9 protein-coding genes are annotated in these 13,766 nt (G+C 73.1%); 7 read left to right on the top strand and 2 right to left on the bottom strand.

The features are described 5' to 3' along the window. The first annotated feature begins 47 nt into the window (after positions 1-47). Positions 48-1,547, top strand: a complete 1,500-nt coding sequence (locus tag ACFU5O_RS19015; protein ID WP_384241785.1) for a PLP-dependent aminotransferase family protein — start codon at positions 48-50, stop codon at positions 1,545-1,547. Between the two features lie 117 nt (positions 1,548-1,664). Here ACFU5O_RS19015 and ACFU5O_RS19010 read toward each other — a convergent pair whose 3' ends face one another. Further along, a complete protein-coding gene (locus ACFU5O_RS19010; RefSeq protein ID WP_384241783.1) occupies positions 1,665-3,344 on the bottom strand; it encodes a hypothetical protein in 1,680 nt (559 codons plus the stop codon). A 46-nt stretch (positions 3,345-3,390) separates the two neighbouring features. Then, positions 3,391-3,585 (bottom strand): hypothetical protein, encoded by a 195-nt coding sequence (locus tag ACFU5O_RS19005; RefSeq protein ID WP_351224353.1) that lies wholly within the window; start codon positions 3,583-3,585, stop codon positions 3,391-3,393. A gap of 318 nt (positions 3,586-3,903) precedes the next feature. Between ACFU5O_RS19005 and ACFU5O_RS19000 the strand changes: the two genes are divergently transcribed. The 6 genes from ACFU5O_RS19000 to ACFU5O_RS18975 all read left to right on the top strand — a co-directional run bounded on the left by ACFU5O_RS19000 (position 3,904) and on the right by ACFU5O_RS18975 (position 13,738). Then, positions 3,904-4,296 (top strand): ankyrin repeat domain-containing protein, encoded by a 393-nt coding sequence (locus tag ACFU5O_RS19000; protein ID WP_384241781.1) that lies wholly within the window; start codon positions 3,904-3,906, stop codon positions 4,294-4,296. A gap of 220 nt (positions 4,297-4,516) precedes the next feature. Then, positions 4,517-5,935 carry a HEAT repeat domain-containing protein gene (locus tag ACFU5O_RS18995; protein WP_384241780.1) on the top strand — a complete coding sequence of 473 codons (1,419 nt, stop codon included), beginning with the start codon at positions 4,517-4,519 and terminating at the stop codon, positions 5,933-5,935. Between the two features lie 459 nt (positions 5,936-6,394). Next, positions 6,395-7,510: a glycosyltransferase family 4 protein gene (locus ACFU5O_RS18990; protein WP_384241778.1), complete on the top strand. Its 1,116-nt coding sequence runs from the start codon at positions 6,395-6,397 to the stop codon at positions 7,508-7,510. Positions 7,511-7,533: 23 nt separating this feature from the next. Then, on the top strand, positions 7,534-8,739 hold the full coding sequence (locus tag ACFU5O_RS18985) for a glycosyltransferase (protein WP_384242255.1): 1,206 nt from the start codon (positions 7,534-7,536) through the stop codon (positions 8,737-8,739). Positions 8,740-9,284: 545 nt separating this feature from the next. Next, positions 9,285-10,121, top strand: coding sequence for an SGNH/GDSL hydrolase family protein (locus ACFU5O_RS18980; RefSeq protein WP_384242253.1), 837 nt, complete (start codon positions 9,285-9,287; stop codon positions 10,119-10,121). Then, positions 10,118-13,738 carry a hydantoinase B/oxoprolinase family protein gene (locus ACFU5O_RS18975; RefSeq protein ID WP_384241775.1) on the top strand — a complete coding sequence of 1,207 codons (3,621 nt, stop codon included), beginning with the start codon at positions 10,118-10,120 and terminating at the stop codon, positions 13,736-13,738. The genes ACFU5O_RS18980 and ACFU5O_RS18975 overlap by 4 nt, the downstream gene beginning before the upstream one ends. Positions 13,739-13,766 lie beyond the last annotated feature (28 nt).

Raw genomic sequence — 13,766 nt, 5'->3', positions numbered from 1 at the left:
GAAGCAGATGTCAACCATGGCCAATTCGTGGAAGGTGGACTGACTTCATGGCTCAGTGGACTTCGGCGGTCGGGGCGGCGCAGCTCGCCCGGCAGCTAGGCGCGCAGCAGCCACGTCCGGCCGGCCCCGGCACGCGCAGGCCGCCCGCCTACCGGGCACTCGCCGACGGGGTCCGGCTGCTCGTCCTCGAGGGCCGTGTGCCCGTCGCGGCCAGGCTCCCCGCCGAGCGCGAGCTGGCGGTGTCCCTCGCCGTGAGCCGTACGACGGTGGCGGCCGCGTACGAGGCCCTGCGGGCGGAAGGCTTCCTCGAGTCCCGCAGGGGAGCCGGCAGCTGGACCGCGGTGCCGGCAGGCAATCCGCTGCCCGCACGTGGTCTGGAGCCCCTGCCGCCCGAGTCGCTCGGTTCGATGATCGACCTGGGCTGTGCGGCTCTGCCGGCGCCCGAGCCATGGCTCACCCGGAGCGTCCAGGGGGCGCTGGAGGAGCTTCCTCCGTACGCGCACACCCACGGCGACTATCCGGCGGGCCTGCCCGCGCTGCGTCAGACGCTCGCGGACCGGTACACCGAGCGCGGCATCCCCACGATGCCCGAGCAGATCATGGTCACCACGGGCGCCATGGGCGCGATGGACGCGATCTGCCATCTGTTCGCCGGGCGCGGGGAGCGGGTCGCGGTCGAGTCCCCTTCGTACGCCAACATCCTCCAGCTGATGCGCGAGGCCGGGGCGCGGCTGGTGCCCGTGGCCATGGCCGAGGGACTGGGCGGCTGGGACCTGCCCCGCTGGCGCCAGGTCCTGCGCGACGCGGCCCCCCGTCTCGCCTATGTCGTCGCCGACTTCCACAACCCCACGGGGGCGCTGGCCGACGAGGACCAGCGGCGGCGCCTGGTGGACGCCGCGCGATCGGCCGGGACCGTGCTCGTGGTGGACGAGACGATGTCCGAGCTCTGCCTCGAACCGGATGTGGAGATGCCCCGGCCGCTCTGCGCCTTCGATCCCGCCGGCTCCTCTGTCATCACGGTCGGCTCTGCCAGCAAGGCCTTCTGGGCGGGCCTGCGTATCGGCTGGGTCCGAGCGGCGCCCGACGTCATCCGCTCGCTCGTCGCCGCCCGCGCCTACGCCGACCTCGGCACCCCGGTCCTGGAGCAGCTCGGCGTCAACTGGCTGATGCAGACGGGGGGCTGGGAGCAGGCGGTGGCCATCCGCCGGGCCCAGGCCAGGGAGAACCGCGACGCGCTCGTCGCGGCCGTGCGCCGCGAGCTGCCCGACTGGGAGTTCGCGGTGCCCCAGGGCGGACTGACCCTGTGGGTCCGCGCGGGCGGCCTCTCCGGATCCCGGCTCGCAGAGGTCGGCGAACGTGTCGGAGTCAGGGTGCCGTCAGGCCCGCGTTTCGGGGTGGACGGCGCCTTCGAAGGCTATGTCCGTCTCCCGTTCACGGTCGGTGGTCCGGTCGCGGAGGAGGCGGCGGTCCGTCTCGCGGCGGCGGCGCGACTGGTCGTCACGGGCGCGACGACGGGCACGGAAGCACCCAGGACGTTCGTGGCCTGATGGCCGCGCCGCTTTCGTGGGTGACCGGTCGCGCCTCTTCCGCGTCGGCGTCACCCACGCACCCGGTCGTTCCCCCGTGGCCGGCCGGCCACGGTCCGGGCGGCGTGCGTCGCGGCGTCAGCCCTCGGCCGGTACGGGGGCGGTCGTCGGGAGCGGGTGGGAGGAGACGACAGGTGCGTTCCCGGCTGCCGGCTCGGGGACGGTCCCCGGAGCACTCAGGGAGTCCGGGGCTGCCGCGGGCGGACTCTGGGATTCCGTGAAAGTGCCGGGCGGGTTCTCCGTACCGGGCGGGCTCTGACGGTCCGGGAGGAGGGCCAGGACGGCCCTCCGGTGCGGCTCGGCCGTGGCGTCGTCGTAGGGGTCCGGGGTCGCCGGGACCTGGAGGCGGAGCACATCGGCCGTGCCCAGGCGCGCATAGCCGCGGCCCGGCGGGACGTCCGGGGTAGGGGTCGTGTGCGGCGGGACTCCGAGCACCGCCTCGACCTGCTCACGGGGGGCGGCACCGAGGACGACCCGGGCGCGGGTGTGGGTCCGTACGGGCTCGCTGAGGAACTCCAGCCCGTCGAACTGATCGGCCACGACCACCGTCACCGACGCCGCCCGGCCGTGCCGCAGCGGCACCTGCAGCAGCTGCTGCGGGTCGGTCCGCCCGTCGGCCGCCGCGAGATGACCGAAGACGCTGGGGCGATCCAGCAGAATCCACAGCGGGCGCCGGGTGTCCTCGGGAGCCGCATGGCCCGCCTGCCGGGCGCGGTTGGCCGCGATGAGACGCCGCTCCGTCTCGTGCGCCGCCCACTCCAGGCTCGCCAGGGCCCCGGCGAGCCCGCTTTCGACGGCGAGCACGCCCGAGCGTCCCGTCAGACAGGCGTACTCGCCCGTTCCGCCGCCGTCCACGACCAGCACATCGCCGTACGGCAGTGCCTGCAGGGCGATCGAGCGCAGCAGGGTCGTCGTACCGCTGCCGGGATGCCCCACGGCCAGCAGATGCGGCTCCGCCGACCGGGGCCCGGTGCGCCACACCACCGGATGTGCGTCCGACGCGCCGTCGCCGTCGGCGACCGGCACGGTCCGCGGCACGGCTCCCGGGTCGGTGAAGCCCAGCACCGTCTCACCGGGGGCGGTGACGAAGCGCTGGGCGGCGATCGTGGTGGGGAGCGCGGACAGCACGCTCATCACGAGCTGGTTGCTCTCCTCGTCCCAGTCGAAGAGGTACTCGCGGCCGCGGCCCGACTTCGCGTGCAGCAGCTGCTCGATCCGTGCTCGCGCCTCGGCCTCCGAGTCGGTGAAGTACGCCGGGTAGCGCACCCTCAAGCGCGTCAGCCGGCCGTCGCCGTCGAATTCGTGGTCGCTGAACGCCTTCGTCCACTCGCCGCCGTGGGCGAACAGCGGAGTGGGGTCCTCCGGCACGGAGAAGTACGGCACGAGCGCCTCGTAGAGGGCCTTCAGCCGCGCCAGCTCCGCGTCGCCCGGCCCTTTGCGCACGGGCCTGCGCTCGCGTCCCGTCCAGGCGGCCAGTGCCATCACCGTGATCAGCCCGAGCAGGGGCCCGTACGGGACGAGGGTGACCACCAGCACGCAGGCCGCCGCCAGGAAGAGCGTGGGCCCTCGCCGGTCCTTCGGCGTGTCGGCCCATTTGCGCCGTCCGGCGGCGGCCAGCAGCCGCAGTCCGCGGCTGATCGTGATGAGCGGCTGGAGTACGTCGGTGGCGCTGTCGGCGGCCGTCCGCGCGAGCTCTCGGCTGCGGGCGATCCGGTCGGTGCCGCTGATCGGAATGCGGGGGAGTGGTCGCCGGGCCACGTCGTTCTCCTGCTCCTTGAGTTGTGGGTGAGGCGCTGCGAGGGCGTCAGAACTTGATCCCGCCCAGGAGGCTGGCGAGGCTGGCGCCTCCTGCCGTGATGCTCGGGGCGATGGCCGTGCCCGCCAGATAGAAGCCGAAGAGTGCGGAGACCAGCGCGTGCGATGCCTTCAGCCCGTCCTTCTTGAAGAACAGGAAGACGATGATTCCCAGCAGTACGACGCCTGACATGGACAGGATCATGAGGTGTTCTCCTGGTTGAGGGGACAGTCACCATGAGTTCTTCCAGCCTCACAGGAAGTATCTATGCGATAAAAGGTGCAATCGGGTGAATATCAGGACTTTTCACTCCAATGGCGCACGCCGGATCGTTGCCCCGGGCGCGTTGATCTTTGCCGCGGACGGGAACGGTCATGGCGCGCCACGGGCAGTACCCTGTCGATTCACTCGTACGAAGCCGCCCCGCCCGTACCGAGGGCCAGGTCAGCGCAGGTGGGCGCATGTGGATGCGCGGGGGTGCACGTTCATGAACGTCAACACAGAGGGAAGGTGGTCAGTCCGATGAGCGAAACCCCGGATCCCGAGGTGATCGAGCTCGCGTCCAAGATCTTCGATCTGGCGCGCCAGGGCGACGCCGAGGCTCTCGCCGCCTATGTCGACGCCGGTGTGCCGGCGAACCTCACCAACGACAAGGGCGACTCGCTCGTCATGCTCGCCGCGTACCACGGCCACGCCGCGGCGGTCACGGCCCTCACCGCCCGTGGGGCCGACGCGGACAGGGCCAACGACCGCGGCCAGACCCCGCTCGCCGGTGCCGTCTTCAAGGGTGAGGACGCCGTGATCCGCGCGCTGCTCGACGCCGGCGCCGATCCGGAAGCGGGAACTCCGTCAGCCGTGGATACCGCGCGGATGTTTGGGAAGGCAGACCTTCTGAAGCTGTTCACCGCCCGGTGAACGGGTGTTGAACACCAGGTGAGAGCGGTGCCGTAAATGTGGTCGCGGCGACGAAACGGCTGGGTCATCATGGCGTCGGGCTCGCAATGGGCCACCGACGAGAGGCAGAGGAAGATGGACTTCATCGAGCGGAAGACGACGGGCAGCCGATCATGTTGCTGCGCGGCCTAGGCGAACACACCCCCGGTTGCGTCGACAGCTTGATGTGAGGCACTTTCCCATGTTCGAACCAGTCATAGCGCCGAGCGGCACCCTGCTCGGCCTGCTGCAGAGAGGACGCGGCGACGGCACGCTCCACGCGCTTGCCGCGCCGCGCGCCGAAGCCCTCGCGGCCCTCAACCACTGCGTGCTGAGCGACCCCCGCCACGACTGGCAGGTGGAGAACCGCTCCCTCTACTACGCACGCCTCTACCTGGACCTCCATGGCGGGCTCGAGGAGGTCGAGGCCCATCTCTTCGGGGCCGAGGACCACTTCGAGACGGACGAGTCGAGGACCGGGCTCGCGCTCGCCGTGCTCGGCCATCTCGCCTCGTACGGCCGCGACGACGCGCTTTCACTGCTGCGCCGCTACGCCGCCGTCGGCTCCAACTGGGCATGGGCCCTCGACGAGCTCGCCCTGCGCGACGACGACAACGGGCTGCGCTCGCTCGCGGGGCCCGTGCTGGCGCGATTCCCGGCGACGCCGGAGGGCGACGCCGAGCTGGCCACGGCCGTGCGCGATGCCTTCGAGCCCCGGCCATGGCGGCTGTGGGCCGAGGACCGGCGCGATGCGGTCGGCGCGCGGGTACGGGACGCCCGGGAACGCGGCTCCTTCGACCGGTGGCAGCGACAGCTGCGGCCCAGCGGGCCCCGGCCCGGCTGGAGCGTGGGAGCCGTCTTCGAGTGGGCCCAGCAGGGCGTCGAGCGCGGCAGCGCGCTGCACATTCCCGCCGCCCGCTGTCTCGGAGCCGTCGCGGGGCCCGACGACCGTCCCCTGATCGTCGAGGCGGCGCGCAGCGGCCCCGACGGCGCCCGCTGCGCCGCCCTCCACTACCTCGCCGAGTCACGCGATCCCGCCGTGCTGGATCTCATCGAGGTCGCGGCACTCGACGGGTCCCCGATGGTCGCAGAGGCCGCCGTGTCGGCCTTCGAGCGGATGTGCGGCGAGGCCGCCGTGGACCGCGCTCGCGGCTGGGTCCACCGGCCGGACGCGCTCGGCGCATCCGCCGCCGGAGTGCTGGCCTGCCGCGGAGGCGCCCAGGACTCCGGACTGGTCCTCGGCGCACTCCGCGAGACGGTACGAGCGGACGGGCCCGACGCCCCCTTGCTCTGGACCCTCGCCGACGGCGCGGGCAGGCTCGGCATCGAATGCGCGGCACCCGTGCTGCGCCACATCTACCGCGAGACGGCGTCCTCGCAGCTGCGCGGGCGCACGGCACGCGCCCTCGCCGCGACCGATCCCACGTTCGCCACCGGCTTCGCCGTCGAATGCCTGTGGGACTGCGAGGAGACCACGAGAGAGGTCGCCGCCCTCCACGCCGCGACCGGCGACGCACGCGTCGCCGAGCGACTGCGCAGGCTCGCCGCCGACCCGGCGGAGGAGGCCGAGGTGCAGACGGCGGTCCGCAGCCGGATCGGGCCGGACGAGCCTCCGCTCTGACGCTTCCGTTGCCCGTAGTGCCCGTGGTGCCCGTGGTGGGCATGGTGGGCGTCGGTGCCCAGGGCCGACGGCCCCCGACCAGGACGGTCACCGACCCGACCAGGACGGTCACCGCACGCGCATCACGGACGCTGTGCGCATCACGGACGCTGTGCACCGCGGGGCTGTGGCATGAAAGTCGTCCGCGGAGCGGTACGAGGACGCCGCGGCGGGAAGCGCGGAACGGTGCGAAGAAGGGGGCAGGCGCGATCCCCTGGACGCCGTCGCCGAGCCCGGCGCCAGGTGCGTGCCTGAACGCCGCCGGGCACCCGTCGAAACGGGCAGGGCAGGACATCGCGGGGCAGGTCGTGGCCCGAGCGGCCCCTCGGACACGCGCGTGGCCCAAACGCTCATAGGACGTTCCCCGCACGGAAAGATCCACGTTGGCCGCACCACCCCCGGCGCGACGACAACACCCCTATGCGTGTCGTCATTGTCACCGAATCCTTCCCGCCAGACGTCAATGGTGTGGCGCACTGCGCCCTGCAGACCGCCCGGCACCTCGCCGACCGCGGTCATGATCCGCTCGTCATCGCCCCGGCCGTCGCCGGGCCCGACATCGAAGCCCCCTGCCCGGTGGTGCGGGTGCCGTCCCTGCCGCTGCCCGGCTATCCGCAGGTCCGCGTGGCCCTGCCCAGCCGACGACTGGCGGCCGCGCTCACCGCGCACCGGGCCGATGTCGTCCATCTCGCCAGCCCCTTCGTGCTCGGGGTACGCGGCATGGGAGTGGCGGCGAAGCTCGGACTGCCCGCCGTCGCCGTCTACCAGACGGACCTCGCCGGCTACGCCCGCACATACATGGGCGCCGGCGAGGGCACGGCGTGGCGGCGTATCCGCACCGTCCACACCGCGGCCGACCGGACCCTCGCTCCCTCCAGCGCCGCCCTGCGCGACCTGGAGGAGCACGGTGTCCCGCGGGTGCGGCTGTGGCCGCGGGGCGTGGACACCGCACGGTTCCGCCCGGAGCTGCGGGACGAGGCACTGCGCCGCGAGCTGGCGCCGCACGGCGAGACCATCGTCGGATACGTCGGCCGCCTCGCCCCCGAGAAGTGTGTCGAGCTGCTGGCCGGCGCCTGCGGGCTGCCGGGTGTGAAGGTCGTGGTGGTCGGCGACGGTCCGAGCGGTACGTCCCTGCGCACGGCGCTCCCGGACGCGGTCTTCCTCGGCCGCCGCACCGGCGACGACCTCGCGCGGATCTTCGCCTCGTTCGACGTCTTCGCCCACACCGGGCCCTACGAGACCTTCTGCCAGACCGTCCAGGAGGCCATGGCCAGCGGGGTCCCGGTGATCGCCCCGGCCGCCGGCGGGCCGCTGGACCTGGTCGACCACGGGCGCACCGGACTCCTCGTGCCGCCGCGCGACACCGCGGCGGTCACACAGGCGGTCGCCGCGCTCGTCGGCGACCCGGCGCGCCGCGAGGCATACGGGCGGGCCGGGCGCGCCACGGTCGAGGGCCGGACCTGGGCCGCGGTCGGCGACCAACTGCTCGGCCACTACTCCGAGGTGCTCCGTGAGCGGACGGCGGTGGCGGCATGAACGGCATGAACGGTACGAACAGCATGAACAGCGCCAACGGGAACAGCGGCAACGGGAACAGCGCCAACGGGAGGGGTGACGGCCTGCGCATCGTGCGGCTGGCGAACTTCGTCACCCCCGCTTCGGGCGGGCTGCGCACCGCGCTGCGCGAGCTGGGCCGCGGCTACCTCGCGGCCGGGCACGAACCGGTGCTGGTCGTCCCCGGTGACGCGGAGAGCGACACGATGACGCCCCAGGGGCGCGTCGTCACCCTCCCCGGCCCGGTGCTGCCCGGCACCGGCGGCTACCGGGTCCTCGCGGGCCGCTCACGGCTCAGCCGCCTCCTGGAGGAGCTCGCACCCGACCGCCTGGAGGTCTCCGACCGGACGACGCTGCGGTGGACGGGGGAGTGGGCGCGCCGTCGCCGGATCCCCTCGGTGATGGTGTCCCACGAGACGGCGGACGGTGTGCTGCGGACCTGGGGGGTGCCGGACGCTTTCGCCGAGCGCACCGCGGACCGCCTCAACCGGCGCAGTGCCTGGTCGTACTCGCGGATCGTGTGCACGACGGAGTGGGCCGAGCGCGAGTTCATCAGGATCGGCGCGAGCAACGTGGTGCGTGCGCCGCTGGGGGTCGAGTTGGACCGCTGCCGGCCGGGGCGGCGCAGCAAGGTGCTGCGTGCCCGGTACACGGAGGGCGCCGAGGTCCTGCTGCTGATGTGCTCCCGACTCTCCGTGGAGAAGCGCCCGGGCATGGCACTCGACACGCTCGCCACGCTGCGCGGGAGCGGCGTGCGCGCGGCCCTGGTCGTCGCGGGTGACGGACCGCTGCGGAGCGGGCTGACCCGGCGCGCACAGGAGGCGCGGCTGCCCGTCCACTTCCTGGGACACGTGGCCGACCGCGAAATCCTCGCGGACCTGCAGGCGGCTGCGGACATCTGTCTGGCCCCGGGGCCCGCCGAGACCTTCGGACTGTCCGCGCTGGAGGCCCTGGCCTGCGGCACCCCGGTCGTCGCCAGCGCGTCGTCCGCCCTTCCGGAGGTCATCGGCGACGGAGGCCTCGCGGCCCCCGACACCCCTGCCGCCTTCGCGGACGCCGTACGGGAACTCCTGTCGCGGCCCGAATCCGCCCGCCGCGAGGCCGCCCGGACCCGTGCCGAACTCTTCGGCTGGGACCGCGCGGTCGCCGCCTTCCTCTCCGCGCACGACGCCCCCGCCCGCATACCCGGCCACCCGGAGGTCGCGGCATGACCACGGACCTGAGCCCGCCGCCCACCGCTCCGTCCGGCCCGGGGGCCGGGCCGCCCACGTGCGGTGCGGGGGTCGCCGGGTCCGCGCCGGTCGAGCCGGCCGGCGCGGCTGAGGCGGCTTCGCTGCCCGTACGCCGGGTGCGGCCGACGGGCCCGGCCGCGCCTCCCGTGGATGTTCCCGCCGGAAAGGGCCCGGGCGCGACGGTCGTGACCGCGACGGATGCCACGTCCACGGCGACCGCGCCCGGTCCGGTCGTCGTCGGCCCCGTGCCCGGCGAGGCCGTGTCACGGGCCACCGGCACCGGAGAAAACGTCCCCGGAGCGGCCGTCCCTGCGGCGGCTGTCGCCTGTCCCGTGCCGAGGGAGACCGTCCCGCCTCTGAGGGCCGGGGAACCAGGTGCCGTGGCGACCGGTCCCGTACCCGACGCCGTCCCGACCGGCTCCACGACGGTCGCCTCCCGCGTCACCGGCTCCGCGGCCGCCGGTGGCACCCGAAGAGCGGCGACCGGCACGACCGCGCCCACACGCCCCCCGAGATTCGCCGCGCTGGGAGACTCCCTCACCGAGGGCGTCGGCGACCGGGTCGACGGAGCCTGGCGCGGATGGGCCGCGCTGCTCGCGCAGGGCCTCGGCGAGCCCCGGAGGCCCGCGGAGTTCAGGAACTTCGCCGTCAGCGGGGCGCTGACCCGCGACGTGGCAGAGAGCCAGGCGCCCGAGGTCCTCGCGTACGCCCCCGACATCGCCTCGGTCGTCGTCGGGGTGAACGACACCCTCCGCCACACCTTCGACATACACGATCTCGCCGTCCGGCTCGACAAGGTCTGCGCGGCGCTCTCGGCTCGCGGCACCCGGCTGCTGACGGCATGTCTTCCCGACCCGGGCACGATGCTCGCGCTGCCCGCGCCGCTCGCCCGCCCCCTCGCCCGACGGCAGCGCGCCGTGAACGCCGTCGTACACGCACTGTCCGAGCGCTACGGCGCAGTCCACCTCCATATCGCCGACCCGGCCTGGGTCGAGGACCGTTCCATGTGGAGCGCGGACCGGCTCCACCCCGGCGAGCGCGGGCACCGGGCGATCGCCCGCCGCTTCCATGAACTGCTGGCCGCGGAAGGCCTCGCCACCGGAGCGCCCCCCGGAGCCGAGCCGGAGCAGCCCGCACCGAGCCGTGCCGCGAAGGCGGTGTGGCTGGCCACGGCCGGCACCGGCTGGGTGGCCCGCCGGTGCACCGACCTCCTGCCCCAGCTCATCGGTCTCGCCGGTGCCGAGGTACGCCACTGGGCCCGTGGCACCAGTACCCGCCTCGACCACGTTGCGGAAAACGCCCTGTACTCCGCGCTGGCCTCACTGTCACTCGACCCGCCGCTTGCCAGAATGGGGGAATGAGCGGGCGCTGGGAATTCTGGATCGACCGTGGCGGGACGTTCACCGACATCGTCGGCAGACGCCCCGACGGGCACCTCGTCACCCGCAAACTGCTCTCACACAACCCCGGGCACTATCACGACGCGGCCGTCGCGGGCATCAGACTGCTTCTCGGGCTCGGGCCCGACGACATCGTGCCGGCGGACCGGATCGACGTCGTCAAGATGGGCACGACCGTCGCCACCAACGCCCTGCTGGAGCGCCGCGGTGAGCCGACCGTCCTCGTCATCACCGAAGGCTTCCGGGACGCGCTGCGGATCGCGTACCAGAACCGCCCCCGGCTCTTCGACCGCCGCATCCTCCTCCCAGAAGCGGTGTACGACCGCGTCATCGAAGTCCCGGAACGTGTCGACGCGCACGGCACCGTCGTCACGCCGCTCCGGCTGGAGGCGGTCGCCCGGGAGCTGGAGGCCGCACGCCGCGACGGCTTCTCCAGTGCCGCCGTCGTCCTCATGCACGGCTACCGCCACCCGGCCCACGAGGCCGCGGTCGCCGGCGCCGCCCGGGACCTCGGCTTCACCCAGGTCAGCTGTTCCCACGAAGTCAGTCCGCTCATCAAGCTCGTACCGCGTGGTGACACGACCGTCGTCGACGCCTATCTCTCGCCCATCCTGCGCAGGTACGTCGACGAGATCGCCGAGGAACTCCGCTCCATCCGGCTGATGTTCATGCAGTCCAACGGCGGACTGCGCGAAGCCGCCCACTTCCGCGGCAAGGACGCCGTCCTTTCCGGTCCGGCCGGCGGGGTCGTCGGGATGGCCCGCACGTCCGAGCAGGCCGGGTTCCGGCGGGTCATCGGTTTCGACATGGGCGGCACGTCCACCGACGTGTCGCACTACGCGGGGGAGTTCGAGCGCGAGCTCGGCACCCAGGTCGCCGGGGTACGGATGCGCGCCCCGATGATGAACATCCACACCGTCGCGGCGGGCGGCGGCTCGATCCTCCACTTCGACGGTCAGCGCTACCGCGTGGGCCCGGACTCGGCAGGCGCCGTACCCGGACCCGCCTGCTACCGGCGCGGCGGCCCGCTCACCGTCACCGACGCCAATGTGATGCTCGGCCGCGTCCAGCCCGCCCACTTCCCCGCGGTCTTCGGCGCCGACGGCGACCAGCCGCTGGACGCCGACGTGGTGCGCGAGCGCTTCGAGGCTCTCGCGGACGAGGTCCGCAGGGCGACCGGCACGGAGCGCAGCCCCGAGGAAGTCGCCGGCGGCTTCCTGGAGATCGCGGTCCTGAACATGGCGAACGCCGTCAAGAAGATCTCCGTGCAGCGTGGCCATGACATCACGCGCTACGCCCTGACGAGCTTCGGCGGCGCGGGCGGCCAGCATGCCTGCGCCGTGGCCGACGCCCTCGGCATCGCCACCGTCGTCGTGCCGCCGCTCGCCGGGGTCCTCTCCGCGTACGGCATCGGCCTCGCCGACGCGACCGCCATGCGCGAGCAGTCGGTCGAGGCCGAGCTGGACGAGCGCACACTGCGCCGCGTGGAGGAGCTGTGCGGCGAACTGGCGGAGCGTACGCGGGCCGAGCTGCGCGACGACGCCGTGCCCGACGACGCGATCACCACCCGGGCACGCGTCCTCATCCGCTACGCCGGTACGGACGCGGGGCTCCCGGTCCCGCTCGGCACGGTCGTCGCCATGCGCGAGGCGTTCGAGTCGGCCCACCGCACGAGATACGCGTTCACCATGGACAAGCCGCTCGTCGTGGAGGCCGTCTCGGTCGAGGCGGTGGGGACGGCCGGGCCGCACGGGCCGGTCGTCACCGAGGAGGCCGCCGGGAGCGGTGGGCCCCAAGTGCGGGCAACGGTGAGTATGTTCGTCGACGGCCACCGTACGGACACGCCCCTCTACCGGCGCGACGACCTGTCCCCGGGCGACACCGTCGAGGGCCCCGCGATCATCGCCGAGGCCGACGCGACGACCGTCCTCGACCCGGGCTGGGGGGCCGCCGTGGGCGACCTCGGGCATCTGCTCCTCACCCGCGTGACGCCCCGGCCCGGCCGCACCGCCGTGGGCACGGAGGTCGACCCCGTACTGCTGGAGGTGTTCAACAACCTCTTCATGGCGATCGCCGAGCAGATGGGCGTCCGTCTGGAGAACACCGCCCACTCCGTCAACATCAAGGAGCGGCTCGACTTCTCCTGTGCCCTCTTCGACGCCGAGGGCAACCTCATCGCGAACGCCCCTCACATCCCGGTGCATCTGGGCTCGATGGGCGAGTCCATCAAGGAGGTGCTGCGCCGCAACCAGGGCACGTTGCGGCCGGGCGATGTGTACGCCATCAACGACCCGTACCACGGCGGTACACATCTGCCCGATGTGACCGTCGTGACGCCCGTATTCGGCGACGGCCGTGGCGGTGACGCGGACGGGGGCGGCGGGAAGCCGCGCTTCCTGGTGGCCTCGCGCGGCCATCACGCCGAGATCGGCGGTATCACCCCCGGTTCGATGCCGGCCTTCAGCCGGACGATCCATGAGGAAGGCGTCCTCTTCGACAACTGGCTGCTCGTACGCGACGGGCGGCTGCGCGAGGCCGAGACCCGGGAGCTGCTGACCGGCGCTCCGCACCCGTCCCGTGATCCCGGCACCAATCTCGCCGACCTGCGCGCCCAGATCGCCGCCAACGAGAAGGGCATCAGCGAACTCGCCCGCATGGTCGACGAGTTCGGTCTCGATGTCGTCCAGGCCTATATGCGGCACGTGCGGAACAACGCGGAGGAGTCCGTGCGGCGCATCGTCGCCGGGCTGAGCGACGGCTCCTACCGCTACGAGACCGACGGCGGCGCGGTCATCGAGGTCGCGGTGCGCGTGGACCGGAACTCCCGCAGTGCGGTCCTCGACTTCACCGGTACGTCGGCGCAGCAGCCGGGGAACTTCAACGCCCCCAAGTCGGTGGTGACGGCGGCCGTGCTGTACGTCTTCCGGACGCTCGTCGCCGACGACATCCCGCTGAACAGCGGGTGCCTGGAACCGCTCGAGGTGCGCGTACCGGACGGGTCGATGCTCTCGCCGGTGTACCCCGCCGCGACGGTGGCCGGCAACGTGGAGACCTCACAGGCCGTCACCGGAGCGCTGTACGCCGCGCTCGGCGTCCAGGCCGAGGGCTCAGGCACGATGAACAACGTCACCTTCGGCAACGACCGTGTGCAGTACTACGAGACGGTGGCCAGCGGCTCCGGCGCGGGCGACGGCTTCGACGGCGCCGACGCCGTCCAGACCCATATGACCAACTCCCGCCTCACCGACCCGGAGATCCTGGAGTGGCGCTACCCGGTCCGCGTCGACGCCTTCGAGGTCCGCGAGGGCAGCGGCGGCGCGGGCCGCTGGCACGGCGGCTCCGGCGTGGTGCGGCGCATCCGTTTCCTGGAGCCGATGACGGTCGCGCTGCTCACCGGCCATCGGCGGGTGGAGCCGTACGGAATGGCCGGCGGCGGCCCGGGTGCGCTGGGCGTGAACGCGGTGGAGCGGGCGGACGGGACCGTCGAGGAACTGCGCGGGGTGGACTCGGTGGAGGTGGGCGCCGGTGACGTCCTGGTGGTGCGGACGCCGGGCGGGGGCGGCTACGGAGCGGTCTGAGCCGCTCCTGCCGACCGGCGGGAAACGT

It is taken from the genome of Streptomyces sp. NPDC057445 (assembly GCF_042802855.1).
In the GTDB taxonomy this organism is placed as follows: domain Bacteria; phylum Actinomycetota; class Actinomycetes; order Streptomycetales; family Streptomycetaceae; genus Streptomyces.
This window is presented reverse-complemented; position numbering and strand designations above follow the sequence as displayed.